Source organism: Polyangiaceae bacterium (assembly GCA_016715885.1).
Lineage (GTDB): Bacteria > Myxococcota_A > Polyangia > Polyangiales > Polyangiaceae > Polyangium.
This window is the reverse complement of the sequence record JADJXL010000007.1, coordinates 120707-138327: the sequence shown is the minus strand read 5'-3', so window position 1 is coordinate 138327 and position 17621 is coordinate 120707. Positions and strand designations below refer to the sequence as shown.

Here is a 17621-nt window from a genome sequence, read left to right as displayed (position 1 = left end):
CTTTCCTGACGAGGCAATGCCATGCGCCGAATCTCGCGAATCGCAATCATCACGCTCTCATCTTTGCTCGTGGCGTCTGCGGTCGTTGCTGTAGGCTGCGGCGACAGTCCACAGACGTCGGATGTGACGAGTGCATCCGGAAGTAGCAGCAGCAGTGGTGATGCTGGTGCGGGTGGTTTTGGGGGTGAGGGAGGCAAGGGCGGCGATGGCGGCACGGCCGGCATGGCCGGCTCTGCGGGAAGCGGCGGGGCTGGAGGTGCTGGCGGCATCGGAGGCGCCGGGGGCGCGGGCGGATCGGGAGGCGGGAGCTGCTCGGACGAGGTATGCGACGGTTTCGACAACGACTGCGACAATGAAGTCGACGAAGGTTGCCTCTGCAAAGATGGCGACACGAAATCGTGTTACGACGGCGATCCCTCCACGGTGAACGTGGGCGCATGTTTGTCGGGTACGCAGAAGTGTGACCTTACGGGAACGTTTGGCCCGTGCGATGGGCAAGTCTTGCCGTCCGCGGAAACCTGCAATGGTATCGACGACGATTGCAATGCCAACGTCGACGATGGCCTGGGGACCATTACGTGCGGAATGGGCGCGTGTCTGGTCACGGTCGAAGCGTGCGAGATGGGTGTGCCGGGCAATTGCGTGCCGCTTCCGCCGGCAGCCGTCGAAGCGTGTGACGGGAGTGACGACGATTGCGACGGCGAGGTCGATGAAGGTTGCATGTGCATCGACGGCCAGACGCAATCTTGTTACACCGGGCCTGCGGGCACCGAAGGCGTTGGTGCATGCGCTCCGGGCACGCAGACCTGCGCGGGCGGCGTATGGGGTGCGTGCGAAGGCGACGTTTTGCCTGCGGAAGAAACGTGCAATGGCATCGACGACGATTGCGATGCGACCGTCGACGAAGAGCTTGGCGTAACCGCATGTGGCGTGGGCGCTTGTCAGGTCACGGTGGACAATTGCATGGGCGGCGTGCCGCAAACGTGCACGCCTGGAGATCCCAAAGCGGAAGAGTGCAATGGCATCGACGACGATTGCGACATCGACGTCGACGAAGAGCTTGGGACGGTTTCGTGCGGCATTGGTGCGTGTTTCACGACGGTCGACGCATGCGTCAATGGTCAACCGAACACATGCGTCGAGGGGATTCCGAGCGCCGAAGTTTGCGACGGCGTCGACAACGATTGCAATGGTCAATCCGACGATGGCAATCCCGGTGGCGGCGGCGCTTGCTCGACGGGCGCCCCCGGTGTTTGCGACGCGGGCATCGAGCAGTGTACCGGTGGCCAGATCGTTTGTGCTCAAACGACGCAGCCTTCGCCCGAGGTATGCGACGCGCAAGACAATGATTGCAATGGCCAAGTCGACGACAACGCAGCGCAAGTAGGAACCTCGTGCACCACGGGCCAGGCAGGTGTGTGTGCCGCAGGAACGCTCGGTTGCACGAGTGGCATGCTCGTCTGCAATCCGGACAAGATGGCGTCGCCCGAGGTGTGCGACGGCCTCGACAACGACTGCAATGGCCAGATCGACAATGGGAATCCTGGCGGCAATCAAGCTTGCAATACCGGCAATCCCGGCATTTGCGCGGCCGGCAGCACGAGCTGCGTGAATGGTGAAATCGTATGCAATCAAAATACCGCGCCAAACCTAGAGCTTTGTGACGGTTTGGACAATGATTGCGATGGCACCGTCGACGACAATGCGGACCAAGTCGGCACGCCCTGTACGACGGGCGAGCCGGGCATCTGTTCGGCGGGGACGCGCGCGTGCACGGGTGGAGCGCTCGTGTGCAATGCCAATCAGCAGGCGACGCCGGAAGTTTGCGACGGTCTGGACAACGATTGCGATGGTAATGTCGACGACGACGCGGCAACGGTCGGCGATGCTTGCACGACGGGACAACCCGGCGTGTGCTCGCCCGGAACCAAAGTGTGCACCAATGGAATGATTGCGTGCAGCCAGACGACGCAATCATCCGCTGAAGTATGCGACGGTCTCGATAACGATTGCAACGGCACGGTCGACAACGGCAATCCCGGTGGCGGCATGGCGTGCAACACGGGTCTCCAGGGCGCTTGCGCTGCGGGGACGACGGCATGTACGAGCGGCGCGATCGTTTGCAATCAGAACACGCAGTCCACCGCTGAGGTGTGCGACAACGTGGACAACGATTGCGACGGAATGGTGGACGACAATCCGGCGACCGTCGGCGATCCTTGCAATACGGGAGTTCCCGGCGTTTGCGCTGCTGGCGTCAAGGTTTGTACCAATGGAATGATCGCATGCAGCCAAACGACGATGTCGTCGCCTGAAGTGTGCGATGGCCTCGACAACGATTGCAGCGGCACGGTCGACAACGGCAATCCCGGTGGCGGCATGGCGTGCAATACCGGTCAAAGCGGCATTTGCGCTGCAGGCACGACAGCCTGCACGGCTGGCGCCATTGCTTGCAATCGCAACAACAATCCCACGACCGAGGTGTGCGACGGCCTCGACAACGATTGCAACGGTACCGTCGACAACGGCAATCCCGGTGGCGGCATGGCGTGCAGCACGGGTCAACAAGGCGTGTGTTCTGCCGGCACGACGGCGTGTTCCGGCGGCAGCATCGTATGCAATCAAAATACGATGGCGACCAACGAAACATGCGACGGCCTCGACAACGATTGCAACGGCACGGTCGACAACGGCAATCCCGGTGGCGGAGCCGCGTGCAATACCGGTCAGAGCGGCATTTGCGCGGCGGGCACCACGTCCTGCACCAATGGCGCCATTGCGTGCAATCGTAACAACAATCCCTCGACCGAAGTGTGCGACGGCCTCGACAACGATTGCGATGGAGCGGTCGACGAAGGTAATCCCGGCGGCGGCGTGTCGTGCAGCACGGGACTCCTGGGCTTGTGCGCGACGGGCATTACCGCATGTTCGTCCGGAGCGCTCATCTGCACGCAAACGGTGTTCCCCAGCTCGGAGAATTGCGACGGCCTCGACAACGATTGCGACGGTACCACCGACGAAGGCAACCCCGGCGGCGGTATCTCGTGCAATACGGGGCAAATGGGCGTTTGCTCGGCGGGCACCACGGCATGTTCGAGCGGCGCGGTCGTTTGCAATCGGAACATCAATCCAAGCTCCGAAGTGTGCGACGGCTTGGACAACGATTGCGATGGCACGAACGACGAAGGCAATCCGGGTGGCGGCATGGCGTGCAACACCGGCCAAGCTGGCATTTGCGCGGCCGGTACCACGTCGTGCACGAATGGCGCCATTGCATGCAACCGCAACAACAACCCGACCACGGAAATCTGCGACGGGTCCGATAACGATTGCGATGCGCAAATCGACGAAATGGATCCGAACCCGACATGCGGCGCTCAAAATCCAGGAGCTGGCGGCGTCTCGACCTGGACGTGCCCCGTTGGCGCTTGCACCGTGAGCTCGTGTCAATCCGGTTTCGCCAACATGGACGGAGCTGCAAGCAATGGTTGTGAATGCGTGACCGACACGCATCCCAATTCGTGCGCCGCCGCCACTGCGACCAACGTTGCCGTCGGTGCAACCGTCAACTTCTCGGGCAAAATCGAAACGTCTACCGGCAGCGACTGGTTCCTCGTGACGTTTACGGATCGCCCCGTTGGACAAGCCTATCACCCCAAGGTCGAGCTCACGAACAACGGCGGCGGTCAATACGCGATGGACGTGCAATCGAGCTGCGGTACGCCGGCTGCCTGTTCGCCCATGGGTAATGGCAACAATACCGAGAGCGGCGTCGCTGCCAACGTTTGGGAACAATTCTACAACAAATACGTTACGGGCGCGGGCTGCTGTTCCGACAGCACGCCACACGTGACGAGCGTCTACGTGCGCGTTTATCGCAAGAATGGCGATGCCCCGACCTGCACCAACTACACCGTGACAGCCACCAATCTGTAACGGCTTTCCCCCTTCTTCCTCCTACCCACGAACATTTCGGGAACCTTTCGCGACGAGCGGCATCCAGCATGCGTCGGATCGCGGGGTCTCGTTCGCGGTCGAGGAAGGCTTCCATGAAACGCTCGCGTATTTTCGTTTCGGTTTCGGCCCTGGCCCTGCTCCTTCAAGCCTCTGCCTGTGCGTCGAAATCGGAGCCATCTGCTGCCGAAGACGCCAATCGTTCCGCCCAGCCAAACCCAGCGGCTGCGGCGCCGAATGCCGACCTCGCCGAAGAGGCGGATGACCCTGAGGAAATGCCCACGACCGTCCCCGCAACGGCGCGCGGCTTCGGTACGATCACCGGCAGGCGCCCTGCTACCAGCACCGTCGTTCCGGGCGTTCGACTTCGCGCCCATGACGTGCGTGTAACCATTCGCGACGGATTTGCTCGCACCGAAATCGAAGAAGAATTCGCCAACGATACCGACGTCGTCCTCGAAGGGCGATATGTATTCCCCTTGCCGTCAGGTGCCAGCCTTTCACGACTTGGTTTGTGGGTGGGCGAGGACCTCGTCATTGGTGAAATGGTCGAACGAGAAAGGGCGGCGCGCATTTTCCAAGGCATCGTCGACGATGTCGTGCGTCCTCGTGATCCCGCGCTCCTCGAATGGAAGGGCGGCAGCACGTTTTCCCTCAAAATATTCCCCATGCCGGCACGCCAATCACGCAAAGTCCTCCTTGCCTACGACGAGGTTTTGCCGGTCGTGGGAGGGCGCGTCAAATACACGTATCCATTGTCGCTCGGTCCCGATCGCGCCGTCAAAATGGACAATTTCCGCCTGCACGTGACCATCGAAGATGCCGGGGCCAATGCTGCGGAAACGAAAATGGCTGGTCATTCTGCATCGCTGCGCACTGAAAATGGCCGATTGTATGCCGATTTCAGCGCTGAGGGATTCGTTCCCGAAGGCGATTTCATGATCGATTACCCGCGTCCCGAATCGGATGCGGCGCCTGTGGCCATCGAAGGGGCGGCGAATGGTGGATTCTTTTCCGTGCGTATTCCCGTCCCCGCGGCGGCCGATCAATCCTTGGCCACGCATCGCGACGAAAAAGTCATCGTGCTCGACGCGAGTCACGGAATGACCGAAGCCGGATATTCCGCAGAGGTCACCGTAGCGAAAGAAATCTTGCGCCAATTGCGCCAAAGCGATCGGTTTGCATTGCTCCTCTGCGACAGCGCATGCGTTTCGTATCCCGAACGAGGCCTCGCATCGAAATCGACGGAATCCATGGACGAAGCTCATCGATTGTTGCGAGATCGTACCGTCTCCGGCTCGACCGACATTTCGTTTGCCTTGACGAGCGCATTGCAACGTCTGGGCGAAGCTCACAAAGGTCAAGTGGTGTACCTCGGCGATGGTTCGCCGTCGGCAGGCGAATTGAAAGTCGATACGATTGCGGCCCGCGTTCGCCCGGTTCTTTCCGAAAAACGCGCCGAGCTGCGTTTCATCGGAGCTGGTTCATCCGTCGACGAAATCGTGTTCCAGGGCCTTGCTGAAACGCTTTCCGCTTCGTACGAACGCCTCGCGCCCGGTGATCATCTCGGTCGCCGAGCTAAGGACATTGCAAAAAGCTTGAGCAAGCCGCTGCTCATGGGCGCAAAACTCGAATTACCGGCGGGGATGGTCGACGTCATTCCGAGTGTTCTTCCGGCGCTTCGTGCGGGCGAAGAAATCGTCGTCGTGGGAAAACTCGCGGGGGCCACGGGTTCGGAACGTGAAACCATTCGCCTCACGGGTGAAATCGACGGTCAACCAGCGACGTGGAGCCGGCCGCTTGCTTTCTCGAACGCTCCTTCAGAAAATCGAAATATGCTCGCGCGACGCTGGGCAACGGCTCGCATCGAACAGCTCGAACGGCGCGGGGACGACGAAGCCACCAAGGAAATCGTGGCCCAGTCCATCAAGTACCACGTCATGAGCCGCCACACGTCGCTCATCGTGCTCGAAAATGACCGTATGTTTGCTGCTTTCGGCATTCCTCGCACGCATGGTCATGGCAATCTTTCGTCTGCGGCTGAAATAGGCGGTTCGGCGCCGGATTTCGGTGACTCGATCGGCATCGGTGGCCTGGGTTTGTCGGGAAGGGGCGAGGGCGGTGGAGGGCAAGGGTTTGGCATGGGCATTGGGTCGACGCAAGGCTTTGGCTCGGGCCACGGAGGCTTGAGCGGGTCGCATCGCGCCAAGCCTCCATCGGTACGAATGGGCGCAACCACGGTGAGCGGTCGATTGCCACCGGAAATCATACAGCGCATCGTGCGCCAGAATTTTGGTCGTTTCCGCTTGTGTTACGAAAACGGCCTGCGCAACAATCCGAATTTGCAGGGCCGTGTGGGCGTTCGTTTCGTCATCGGGCGTGATGGCAAAGTCACGACCGCTGCCAATGGTGGATCGGATTTGCCGGATGCCGGCGTAATAAGTTGCGTCGTTCGAGCGTTCTACGGTTTGTCGTTCCCGCAACCCGAAGGTGGAATCGTCACCGTCGTATACCCCATCATGTTCGCACCCGGTGGTCAGTCGGTAGGTTCTTGGAATGCCAGCCGTCGTAATTGGGGTCGAACGTCTTGGATTGGCACATTGGACGACAAATGGCGCAGAGATTCGAGTGAAACTTTGGCAAAATTGCAAAAGACCGCGGACGAATCCAAAGAGAGCCGTCGCGCGCGTGAGGCCCTCATCAATGGGCTGCTCGTTCGAGGGCGCTTCGATGAAGCATTCCGCGAGGCCACGTCGTACGTTTCGATGGACCCTGATCGCACGATGCCCCACGAGCTTTTGGCGCGAGCTGCTGCGGCCGTTGGAAAAACCGAATTGGCCGTCGCGGCAATCGATACGCAGGCGGACATCGAGCCTTCGAGTGGCGAAATGCACAAACGCGCCGCTCGCGCATTCGAGGCAGCGGGTGACGAAATCCGGGCGTGTGCCCATTGGCGATCAACCGCCGAGCTTCGTCCTGGCGATAGTGACGCCGTCGCGGAGGCGATGCGATGCCGCAGCCGTCTGCTGGGAGAACGAGGCGAAGTGCTGAATCAAATCGCGGCCATCAAAAAACCTGGCAAGCAAATGATTGCCCTGCGTGAAACGCTGGAAACGGCCTCCGTGCGTCAATACGATGCGGGGCGTCCAGCGGGAGAACGAATTTCCGTGTCGATTACGTGTCCGGACGGCGTCGAAGGTTGCCCCGATATCGTGCTGCTCGATCCGACGGGTCGCGTCATGACGCCCGTGACGCCGGGACCAGGCCGCTCGGGTTCGTCCTGGATTGCTCTCCCGTGGGCCATGGAAGGCACCTATCGCGTGCTCGTCACGGGGGGCCTCGATTCGGCGCGCGGCAAGGTCGAGGTTCATCTGGACAACTCAATGCAGAAATTCGACGTTCGCGGTGGAAATGGCACGCGCTCCGTGGCCACGCTTTCGGTGGTCGGATTCTGAGCTGCGCGTCAAGCCGGCAATCGACCCACTTTCGCGCCCTCTCCAGCTTGTCCCGGACGTCTGTCCACGCGCTCGACCGTCCTGAGCCGGTCGCCTGCCGATAGCTTTTCGATGTCGAATGGTTTTTCCGTGTGGAACTCGAGCCCCGGGCTTCCGACCTCGGGACCTCGCAATTGAAGGTCGATCGCGGGGCGATCTTCGATGACGCGTACGATGTGCGGATCGCGCAGGCCGTCGGTTTCCACGAGGTCGGCTGGGGCGAGCACCTTGCGCCAAACCAATTCGAGCTCACCGTCGTCCTTTTTTGCGAAACGGAGCTCCTCCATTTTGCCTTCGATAGTTTTTCCGAGCAAACGATGAGAATGCGCGTGAATGGGCGTCGCCGAACCCGGTTCGCGACAAACTGCGACCAGCGCCCAGCCGCTCGAGCCTTCCCAATACGTGAGCCACCGGCAACCTTTGCCATGAGGAAGCGGGCTTTGCCGTACGGGAATGAGCTCGCCGATGGATGGATGGAGCTGGGCGAGCAATTTTCGTAATGTCGCGTCGTCGATGCGCTTTTGCATTTCGAGCGTCGAAAGAAGCATCATTGCATCGGCGAGCGACAATGGATGGCCCGCGTCGAATCGCGCTTCGAGGACATGCGTGCGGGCTGCCGGAGTCGCAATCCATCGGTACGCGACATACGATAGAGCCAGCCCAGAGACGCCGACGACGGCCGAAGCAATCGTCGCACCTCGATGAGCGAACGTGATCATGGTCAGGGACAAGGAGGCCATCCACACGGACGCTGCGCCGCCGACCGCGAGTGCGCGCGCGCCTGCAGCGAGCAGCGTTTTGATTTCGAGGTGCAAACCGATGGCCGCCGCGACAGTGGCCATGAGCCAATCCACGGCGAGCGCATCGGCTTTGATGACGAATTGCCATCCCGCATCGGATGCGAATATGCGATCGCCCGTGGCGCGCACGAGCGCGAGCGCGACGTAACCCAGGAGATAGCCCGGCAAATTGTCGACGGCGCTTTTCTTGACATCCTTGGGGGCCGTATCGCGCCGAACGAGCGCGAGCACGATCAATGCCGGAGCGAGCATGAGCACGCGTGTCGATTTCGATGCGGCGGCCATTTCACCGCCCATTTCGCCCATTTGTTTTCCGACAGCAATGGCGCTCGACAAATCGTTCACCGCAAGGCCGCTCCACAAGCCGGCGTGCGCTCCATCGAGCCCCACGAGCGATGCAATGGGACGAAATACCAACAGCGCAACGACGCTGAACAGGAAGATGGTCGCAATGGCGATCCCTTGTTCTTCACGTCGCGCTCCGGCCACGGGAGCGACGGCATTGACGGCCGATGCGCCGCAAATCATCGTGCCGCCTGCAATGAGGTCCGCCATGGGACGGCGCACGCCGAGCAGCGTGGCCACCGAATGCGTCACGAAAAACGCGCTCGGAACCGTCACGGCGGCGACGCCGAGAATCAATGCAATCTGCGCCAGCCCGAAATCCTGCGTGCGCACTTTGAATCCAAGCAAAATGATCGACGCGCGCAGGATCCACTTTCCCGTGAAACGCAGCCCCGCCGCATATCGGTCGGGTTCACGCGACAGCGTCGGCGGAGCGAGCCCGACCAGACGGCGCAGCGGCGTGTTGAAAAGGACGACCCCGATGAGCAGCGCCACGAGAATGTCCGACAGAAAGGGAGAAGGCGGCAAAAGGTGGATGACGACGAGCGAAATCGCGCCAAGCGCTCCGGCCAGAGCGACGCCGGACAAATCGGCACGGCGGGGCAACCATTGCGGCAGTCGCATCGTCAGTCGAGTCCTCGGGGAAAACTTTCACGGTGCATTTCGGGGCGCTACGCTTGGCGTCAGCATACCGAGGACAGCCGCTCGAAGGAAGGGTAAAACCCATCCCGGCAAGTCGTAAGAAAAGCGTTACATGGTCCCAGCGGTCGTGTACCATCCGGTCGTTTCGAACTGTCCCGATTGACGCGTGGCGCTGCGCCGAGGACGCACCACCGGAAGGAGAAAACGAATGCTCGACGGCCGCATGATGGACTTTCCCCTGACGTTGACGCACTTTCTCGAGCGAGCGCGAACGTTTTTCGGTCGCGCCGAGATCGTCACTCGACGCCCCGACAAGACCCTCGCAAGGTCGACGTATGCCGACTTTTACCGGCGCACGTGCAAGCTCGCCCATGCGCTCGTACGGCTCGGTGTCAAGCCTGGCGATCGCGTGGCCACACTTTGCTGGAATCACCAGCAGCATCTCGAAGTGTATTTTGGTGTACCGGCCATTGGCGCCGTCGTGCACACGCTGAATTTGCGGCTGCATCCCAACGAGCTCGGATACATTGCCAATCACGCCGAAGACAAAATCGTCGTCGTCGATCGTTCTCTATTGCCGCTCTGGCGGCGATTTGCCGATCAAGTCCGATCGGTCGAGCGTGTCATCGTCATTTCGGACGTGTCAGCTCCCGAAGGTGAATCTGGTGCCGAGCTCGATTACGAGACGCTCATTGCGCCCGAAAAAGACGAATACAATTTCCCGGCGCTGGACGAAGACAGTGCGGCGATGATTTGTTACACGTCGGGGACGACGGGCAATCCGAAAGGTGTCGTTTACAGTCATCGTTCGACGACGCTCCACACGCTCGTTGCGTGCATGACCGACACGATAGGTGTTCGTGAGTCGGATACGCTTTTGCCCGTGGTGCCGATGTTTCACGCGGCTGCGTGGGGTTTGCCCTTTGCCGCCGTCGCAGCGGGCTCGAAAATCGTTTTTCCGGGCCCGCACCTCGATCCCCCGAGCCTGCTCGACCTCATGGCGGCCGAACGCGTGACCCTCGCGGCCGGTGTGCCCACGATATGGCTCGGCATTTTGCAATTGCTCGACGAAAATCCGGGTAAGTGGAATTTGCAGGCCATACGGTCGATGGTCATTGGAGGTGCCGCAGCGCCTCCCGCGATGATCGATGGCTTCAAAGAGCGTCACAACCTCGATGTGACCCATGCGTGGGGCATGACCGAGACAAACCCGCTCGGAACGCTCGCTCGTGTGAAGCGTCGTCTTTCAGAAAAAACACCAGCGGAAACGCTTTCGATCCGAGCATCGCAAGGATATGCCGTTCCGTTCGTCGAGCAGCGTCACGTGAGCGAAGATGGCAAGGTATTGCCTTGGGATGGCGAGACCATGGGCGAGCTCGAAGTGCGTGGGCCGTGGGTGGCGTCGTCGTATTTCAGCAACGAAGGAGCGGATCGTTTTACCGCGGATGGTTGGTTCAAAACGGGCGACGTCGTGACCATCGATGCCGAGGGGTATCTACGCATTACCGACCGATCGAAAGACGTTATCAAGTCGGGTGGCGAATGGATCAGCTCCGTGGCGCTCGAAAATGCGCTCATGAGCCACCCAGCGGTGCTCGAAGCTGCCGTATTTGCGGCAAAGCACTCGAAGTGGTCCGAACGACCGCTCGCGGCCATCGTGATCAAAGAAGGAAAGTCCGTCACGAAGGACGAGCTTCGAGCGCACATCGAGCCGAAGTTTGCCAAGTTTTGGCTGCCCGACGATTACATCTTCATGAAGCAAATTCCGCGCACGTCGACGGGCAAGTTCCTCAAAACGAAATTGCGTGAGCTCCACGGCGACCACCTCGAAAAAACCGAAGCGTCGTCGTAGCGCTCAGCGCACCTTGCACCGTCCCGCGTTTCCAGCGAGCGGCCGCCCATAAAGCACTTTCGCTCCCTTCGGCTTGACGTAAACCGCTCCGCCCGATCCCGGCTTGGGAATGACTGCCCCCGATGCAACCGGTCTCCCGGGCGGCAAATGCTCGATGACGACCACGACGTCCGGCCCCTCCCGCTCGACCCCCGATATGCTCGGCCGTTCGTTCGTATCCGCGGACAAACCCGGACACGCAATTCCCTTGTCGCTCACGGCGACGATCGCAACGTCCGCTTCGAGCTTCGGGGGCGCATCGATCCACATCAAACGCGGATCCGTTGGAGCGTCCGCGACGACGATCGCCAAGCATGAACAATTCGCTTCACGTGGCGAGTCCTTCGCCATCATGAGATCGTGCCGAACACGCATCTCCGTTGGCGGTGTCGAAGGCGACGCCGAGATCGGCGTGGGCCCATCGGAACTACGCTCAGGGCCTTCGCGACCCTCCAAAGGCTGCATCGACGGATCACCGAGATCCTCGGACCAACCCGATTCCGACGGAGAAGAATGCTGCGCTCCGCCGCAACCGAGAGGCACGGCGAGCATGGTGACGAAAAGCATGGAGGCGCGCTGCATGATGGACATGGACCATCGCATCATTCGGGGCAGACAGCCAAGAAAGTTCAAGGATGAAGCGGCGGGCTCTCGCAAATGTAAGAATGCTTTTCCGTGCAAGGTCGGCAATCGAACACAGGCAAGCTGTCGCTCTTCCTATCGAGCATCACACAGTCCCGGTTGTCTCTGTTCTCCGGTTCCCCATCTTCCCATAATGCGAACGACCATGGTTGGCCGTTTGTCCAAACGAACACGCCTTCCTCGACGCCGTCGGTGCCCCCGATCCAAACATCCGACTCGATCCAATCGGCCAAAAATCCGAGCTCGTAGGCTGAATCGATGGCCACCAAATGTCCGCCGAGGTCGACGCACCGGGCCTCGGCAGATGCCCATGTGCGCTCCATGCGTCCTTGCCAATAACACCGATCTCCGACGGGGTCATGATGTTGCCATGGCGCTTCGCACGGAGCGCTCGCACCACTGCCACCGGTGCCGTTCGAGCTGCTTCCGAATCCACCGCCGCCGGTCGCTTCGCAATTCGTGTCCTCGATGCGCGAGCCATCCGGGCACAACCCGAGCTTGCCGGGTTCGATTCCGCCGATTGTATTGCAAGCGACGACGACTGCAGGGATGATCGCCATTGAGAAAAGAATGAAGTTTACGTTCGTGCTTCGTTGTTTTTGCAACCTCAAAATGCGCCTCCCACGAAAATGCCGGCGCCCGTACCCACGGCGCCGAATCCTACGTTGCGGGGAGGATTTTTGGGTGAAGTCGCATAAAGGACGATACCGCCAACGCCCGCGGCCGCGCCGACGATGAATGCCGCGGTCGCAGCATTGCCCAGCGTGATGGCATCGCGCCGAAGCTCCACGCCGGTTGCGTCGCAAAGGTTTCCGGCGGTGCAATGCCCAGCCGATTCTGAATTCCGCCGAATCGCTTGCGCCCCGAGCACCCCACCGGCGACGAGCGACACGACGCCGAGCGAGCCTATGGCGATGCCGAATCCACGCTGCAGTTGACCTGAAGCAAAGCGGCTCGACCAAGCTCCGTCGTCGAAGGGCGGAATGATGGCGGTCACCTGGGTGCCAGGTTTGCTGGGAACTTCGATTTCCGTGCGGAATGACTGTTTTCCCGCATTCGACGCCTCGATGACGTACCGACCCGGATCGACCGGCAGCGCTACGCCCCACGCAGCTCGACCGACGATTTCGCCATTTTTCTTGATTTCTATGGATTCTCCGGCGTCTTGCGGTGGGACGATCACGAGTCGCACGAGCACGCGTTCGAGCGCTGCGGCCCGTTGTTTCGCGATTTCCGCTCGTTCATATTGTTTTTTCGCCCGAGCTGCTGCCGCTGCCGCACGAAATTCTGCCCAAGCGCTTGCCGTGCGTCCGAGTTTTTCCAGACAATGGGCCAAATTGAGCAGCGTCCCGGCGGCAGGATCGATGGATTGGCTCTCGGCGAATTTGGGACACGCTTCGGCATAACGCTCCTCCGCCATGAGGGACCTCGCTTCGACGAAAAGCGCCTCGGCCAGAGCTCGGCGTTCGTGCGCGTCACGAATCGGAGGCGGCTCGGCCGAAGCGCCGACCGGCGCAAGAAGGCCTGCACATACGAGGGCCATGGCCAATGGCCTATTTCGTCGTCGGTGTCGCTCGAGCGCCGCTTTCATGTGCATGCCGACTACTCTCGATCCGCAAAAGGATTGCGTCGCCATACGGGCGTTGGGGCCCGCTTGGGCGCTTCAGGCGCCGGTTCGCGGACGATTCGAACCTGCGAAGGCTGTTTTCGCGCAGCCGCCTTCGTTTTGGGCACGGACGATGCCGCAGGTAATGGTTGTGCCGTATCGGTGCTCGTATCGGTGCTCGTTACTGGGGCAGGAGCTGCATTCGCCCCGATGGGAGTGATCGTCGCAAACGAATGCGTTGCCATGGCGGAGGCAATTCCACGGCGCGCTTCGAGCACATGTGTTTTGGGAGCGAGCCGCGAGCGCAATTCGAGGCTCGTGACCCCGACGATGACGACGAACATGGCGATCACCGCAATCGGTAACCCTCGAAGCGCGTGCATTGGGAGCGAAACGGCCAGTTGATTGAATTGTTTCGTCGTCGATGTTCCCGCCGCCGGGCGCGTCGCGCCCATGGGTACGGCCACGACTTTGTGGGCGACGAGCGTCGTATCGTCGGGGTCGGCTCGTCGTTGCGCCGACGCCGTCGTTTTGGCTTTGGACGCTGCACGCGCCAAAAGCTCGGTCGCCCGTTCGGCGGAATGCACGGCGCGCGGATGTCCGAAAGGAACGAGCGCCCAAGCAAGCTCCGCAATGTTTGCATATCGATCGTCGGGATTCTTTTCCAGACAGCGTGCCATGACGGCATCGAGCTCGGGCGGCACGGCACGAATTCGATCGCTCAGCGGCACGGGCGCATCCTTGAGAATGGCGGCGGACAACTCCGCCATGCTCTGCCAAGGAAATGGTATCTGCCCCGAAATGAGCTCGTACAGCGTCACAGCAATCGACCAGATATCCGAACGATGGTCCACGTTCCGCGTCGACCGGAGCTGCTCGGGCGACATGTACATCGGCGATCCAATCACGGCTGACGTCGTCGTCAGCACCGGGCCCATGCCGAGTTTGTCGTTCGCCAACGAGGAAAACTTGGAAATGCCAAAATCGAGCACTTTGACGATTTGCGTTCCGTCCGGGCGCGTGGCCAAAAAGAGGTTGTCCGGCTTGAGGTCGCGGTGCACGATGCCCAAAGAATGCGCTTCCGCAATCGCCTCGCACGCCTCGAGCACGTAAGTGACCGCATCCGCGATCGATAACGCCCCGCGCCTCGTCACATGCGCACCGAGGTCGCTTCCTTCGAGCATCTCGAGCACCATATAAGGCTCGCCCCCTTCGAGCCTTCCTATGTCGAGAATGCGCGTCGCATGTTCGCTGCGGATCATCGCCGCCGCTCGTGCCTCGAGCGCAAATCGAGCAAGCGTTTCTTCATTCTTGGCCCCCGACCGTGACAAGAACTTCAACGCAATTCGATGCCCGAGCTGCACGTGCACCGCGGCCATCACCACACCCATGCCGCCCCTTCCAAGCACTCGAATGATTTTATATTTTCCGTCGAGAACGTCCCCGATGGCGACGGGCAAGGCGGGCGACTCGTCTTCCCACGACGAATTCGACGCGTGATCGACCGGCATTCGTCCCCCCTGCTCAGGCCCTGGTGATGCGGGCTACTCATTCAACATAGCGCAGATCACACGCCAGGTCTCATTCGAGCCGTTGGTATTTTCTCGTACGCTGCGTTTTTTGGGTCCGACCATTTAGACCGGAACGCAGACATGCCTCGCGGCTTGCTCTTGACCGTCGTCGTCGTATGCTGCGTCCCGGAGACATCCAAACACATGGCCGTTTCGCTCATTTGTCCGACCTGTCGCGCGACCCTGGACGAGTCGCTGCGAGATCGATGCTCGTGTCCGGGTTGTGGTCGCGGTTATGGCATAGAAGATGGCGTGGTACGTCTCCTCGAGCGGACGGATGAATTTTACGAGGGCGTTTATCAGAACCAGGTGCATTTCGTTCCGCGCAGCGAAAACCTTTGGCATGTGTGGCCTTTGTGGCTCATTCACAGCGGTTATCCGTGGGCGGTGCGGAGCCACGTTCCTCGAGGTTCGACGGTCGTGGAGCTTGGTTGTGCCGGCGGCGTACGATATTTTGGCCAGCGGTATTCGATGATTGGCTGCGACATATCGTATGCGTCCCTGAAAGAGCTCGTGGGGTACGAGCGTCGGGTGCAATCGGATGCGTCGAAATGCATTCCGCTTCCCGACGGATCGGTCGATGCGGTGGTGAGTGCCTACTTTTGGGAGCACATTCCGCCGGCGGTCAAGCCGGCCATTTTGCAGGAGTGCCGGCGCATTCTGCGGCCTGGTGGTAAAATCGTTTTCTTGTACGATGTGGAGACGGACAATCCGCTGATTCGCAAGTACAAGGAGCGGAGCCTTTCGCTTTACGAAAAACTGTTCATCGAGGGGGATGGGCACGTTGGTTACGAGCGGCCGAGGGACAACATCGTTGCATTCGAGGCGGCGGGGTTTCGCGTCATCGACCATCGTGGTAAAGAGAAGACATTCTTGCAATCGCCTGCGGCGTACATCAAATTGGCGCAATTCGACGGGCCTGGTAAGCGAGTTTTCGAGGCGGCGAAAAATTTGGGCAAGTCGCCCTGGTTTTACCCGTACACGGCGCTCATTCGGGCGGTCGACGAATTGGTTTGCCCGCTGCTCGACGACGAATGGGCACGGATCGACATGGTGGTTTGTCAGAAGTAGGTTGAAGGGGCGCAGTTGAGCGCGTTTTTGGCGATCGTTGCGACGAAACGTTTTTCTTGACCGTCGGTTTGTCCGTGCTAGCGTCCGGCCGTGCGCGACGAACCTGGAAACGTTGCTGTAGGCGGAAAGGAGCAAATTCATGCTTCCCATGCATCGCCACGCGTGCTAGACATAGCGCATGACCACGACGGCACCTGGGCTTCCAAAGGTCGAACCTCAGCAGGTCAAGCCTCGGCGCGTCTCTCGTCACGTATCGGCGTTCGACGCATTCGACGCGTTCGACGACGATCCCACGGTTTACCCGGACTATGAACCCGTGGGACGAGATCACGTCGAGCACCAGGTCGTGCGATTCCTCGAGCCCGTGATCATCCGCCACTTGGCGCAGCGGGGCACGCCGCATTTCGTAGGCTCGGACGCCTTCTTTTATTGGGTCAAAGGCGACAACAAGCAGTCGGTGTCGCCGGATGTCTACATTTTGCCGGGTGTCCCAGCGAATAGCCATCCGCGAAAATTTGCTGGGAGCAAGGAAGAGGCGTGTTGGAAGACGTGGATCCATCACGTCGCACCGAGTTTTGCGCTCGAAGTAAAGGCCTGGAAAAACCCTCGCAAGGACGAGCTGCAATCGCCGCCTCGTCATGATGCTTTGGGGACAAAAGAATTGATCGTCTTCGATCCGTTTCACCATCGCCGCCGAGCGCCACGAAAACGTTTCGTCGTGTATCGACGAGATGCGAGCGGGAAGTTGGTCATCGTGCAGGCGACCAACGACGATCGGGTTCGCTCCGAAGATCTCGATGCGTTCCTCGTTGCCGAAGGCGAAGGTGATGATGCGCTCTTGCGGCTAGCGCTAGGGCCGAACGGGGAGCGACTGCTGCCGTTCGAGTCGGAGCTCGTGGAGATGGAGGCGCGACGCGCGAACGAAGCGGCGCAACGTGCGCAGCTCGAAGCGCGCAGGCGACACGAAGAAGCGCGACGTGCTGATGAAGAAGCGCGCCTTCGTCAAGAAGAAGCGCGACGTGCTGATGAAGAAGCGCGCCTTCGTCAAGAAGAAGCGCGCCTTCGTCAAGAAGAAGCTCGACGTGCCGACGAGGCGACACGCGTCGCCCAGGAGGCTGCTCGACGCACGGCCGAGCTCGAAGCGGAACTTGCACGCTTACGCGCGGGCAAGCGTCGCAAGCGATAGGTGCCAATGACGGCTTCGCTTCGCCGCCAGATACCTCCGGCGTAGCCACATCTTCTCCTTCGGCCCCTTTCTTTGCCGGACGTGAACGCACCGCGGAAAACATCGTCGAAAAAAGCTCGTCGCCGCCTTCGTACCAATACAAAAACCGCCCCACGCGTATCGCCTCTTTGTGATGCTTTTCGAGCAGTGTGAAGATGCGCGCTTGGTAGTTTCGCCATTCTTGCGTTTGCGGCGTAATGGTCCCGCCCAGCGCAGCAATGATGCCGTCCGCAAGCTTGCGCGTATTCGCCGTATCGGCCGCCCGATAGCTTTTCTTGTCACTGCGATTGTCTTCGTAATCGTCGTACATGTCCGCGAGCGCGATCTAATCATGCGCGAGGTTCTTGCTCCGAACAGTTTCATCACCATCTTCAACGTGC

General features: G+C 60.4%; 10 protein-coding genes. 5 read left to right on the top strand and 5 right to left on the bottom strand.

All coding sequences use genetic code 11. The annotated features are described in order from the left end of the window. The first annotated feature begins 21 nt into the window (after positions 1 to 21). Positions 22 to 3936, top strand: a complete 3915-nt coding sequence (locus tag IPM54_11225) for a hypothetical protein (protein ID MBK9260393.1) — start codon at positions 22 to 24, stop codon at positions 3934 to 3936. A 113-nt stretch (positions 3937 to 4049) separates the two neighbouring features. Further along, the gene (locus IPM54_11220) at positions 4050 to 7409 is read left to right on the top strand and encodes an AgmX/PglI C-terminal domain-containing protein (protein MBK9260392.1); all 3360 of its coding nucleotides are present in this window, start codon (positions 4050 to 4052) and stop codon (positions 7407 to 7409) included. A gap of 8 nt (positions 7410 to 7417) precedes the next feature. Here the strand turns inward: IPM54_11220 and IPM54_11215 are convergent, their stop codons facing one another. Further along, positions 7418 to 9217 carry a putative sulfate exporter family transporter gene (locus IPM54_11215; GenBank protein MBK9260391.1) on the bottom strand — a complete coding sequence of 600 codons (1800 nt, stop codon included), beginning with the start codon at positions 9215 to 9217 and terminating at the stop codon, positions 7418 to 7420. Positions 9218 to 9443: 226 nt separating this feature from the next. On the opposite strand from IPM54_11215, the gene IPM54_11210 reads away from it, so the two are divergent. Next, positions 9444 to 11087: a long-chain fatty acid--CoA ligase gene (locus tag IPM54_11210; protein MBK9260390.1), complete on the top strand. Its 1644-nt coding sequence runs from the start codon at positions 9444 to 9446 to the stop codon at positions 11085 to 11087. 3 nt (positions 11088 to 11090) lie between these two features. Here the strand turns inward: IPM54_11210 and IPM54_11205 are convergent, their stop codons facing one another. From IPM54_11205 to IPM54_11190, 4 genes are read right to left on the bottom strand one after another with little or no spacing between them, the layout of a single operon-like run. Next, positions 11091 to 11708, bottom strand: coding sequence for a hypothetical protein (locus IPM54_11205; GenBank protein MBK9260389.1), 618 nt, complete (start codon positions 11706 to 11708; stop codon positions 11091 to 11093). 47 nt (positions 11709 to 11755) lie between these two features. After that, entirely contained in the window at positions 11756 to 12328 is a 573-nt protein-coding gene (locus tag IPM54_11200; GenBank protein MBK9260388.1) for a C-type lectin domain-containing protein, read from the bottom strand. A 47-nt stretch (positions 12329 to 12375) separates the two neighbouring features. Next, a complete protein-coding gene (locus IPM54_11195; protein MBK9260387.1) occupies positions 12376 to 13365 on the bottom strand; it encodes a hypothetical protein in 990 nt (329 codons plus the stop codon). A 5-nt stretch (positions 13366 to 13370) separates the two neighbouring features. Next, positions 13371 to 14885 (bottom strand): serine/threonine protein kinase, encoded by a 1515-nt coding sequence (locus IPM54_11190; protein ID MBK9260386.1) that lies wholly within the window; start codon positions 14883 to 14885, stop codon positions 13371 to 13373. A gap of 141 nt (positions 14886 to 15026) precedes the next feature. Between IPM54_11190 and IPM54_11185 the strand changes: the two genes are divergently transcribed. After that, entirely contained in the window at positions 15027 to 16016 is a 990-nt protein-coding gene (locus IPM54_11185) for a methyltransferase domain-containing protein (GenBank protein ID MBK9260385.1), read from the top strand. 178 nt (positions 16017 to 16194) lie between these two features. Further along, entirely contained in the window at positions 16195 to 17202 is a 1008-nt protein-coding gene (locus IPM54_11180; GenBank protein ID MBK9260384.1) for a hypothetical protein, read from the top strand. Positions 17203 to 17621: the final 419 nt, after the last annotated feature.

What these genes read in the sequence shown, in the direction of transcription:
- IPM54_11225 (MBK9260393.1), top strand. Translation starts at nt 22, where the DNA reads ATGCGCCGAATCTCGCGAATCGCAATCATCACGCTCTCATCTTTGCTC.
- IPM54_11220 (MBK9260392.1), top strand. Translation starts at nt 4,050, where the DNA reads ATGAAACGCTCGCGTATTTTCGTTTCGGTTTCGGCCCTGGCCCTGCTC.
- IPM54_11215 (MBK9260391.1), bottom strand. Translation starts at nt 9,217, where the DNA reads ATGCGACTGCCGCAATGGTTGCCCCGCCGTGCCGATTTGTCCGGCGTC.
- IPM54_11210 (MBK9260390.1), top strand. Translation starts at nt 9,444, where the DNA reads ATGCTCGACGGCCGCATGATGGACTTTCCCCTGACGTTGACGCACTTT.
- IPM54_11205 (MBK9260389.1), bottom strand. Translation starts at nt 11,708, where the DNA reads ATGCAGCGCGCCTCCATGCTTTTCGTCACCATGCTCGCCGTGCCTCTC.
- IPM54_11200 (MBK9260388.1), bottom strand. Translation starts at nt 12,328, where the DNA reads ATGGCGATCATCCCTGCAGTCGTCGTCGCTTGCAATACAATCGGCGGA.
- IPM54_11195 (MBK9260387.1), bottom strand. Translation starts at nt 13,365, where the DNA reads ATGCACATGAAAGCGGCGCTCGAGCGACACCGACGACGAAATAGGCCA.
- IPM54_11190 (MBK9260386.1), bottom strand. Translation starts at nt 14,885, where the DNA reads ATGCCGGTCGATCACGCGTCGAATTCGTCGTGGGAAGACGAGTCGCCC.
- IPM54_11185 (MBK9260385.1), top strand. Translation starts at nt 15,027, where the DNA reads ATGCCTCGCGGCTTGCTCTTGACCGTCGTCGTCGTATGCTGCGTCCCG.
- IPM54_11180 (MBK9260384.1), top strand. Translation starts at nt 16,195, where the DNA reads ATGACCACGACGGCACCTGGGCTTCCAAAGGTCGAACCTCAGCAGGTC.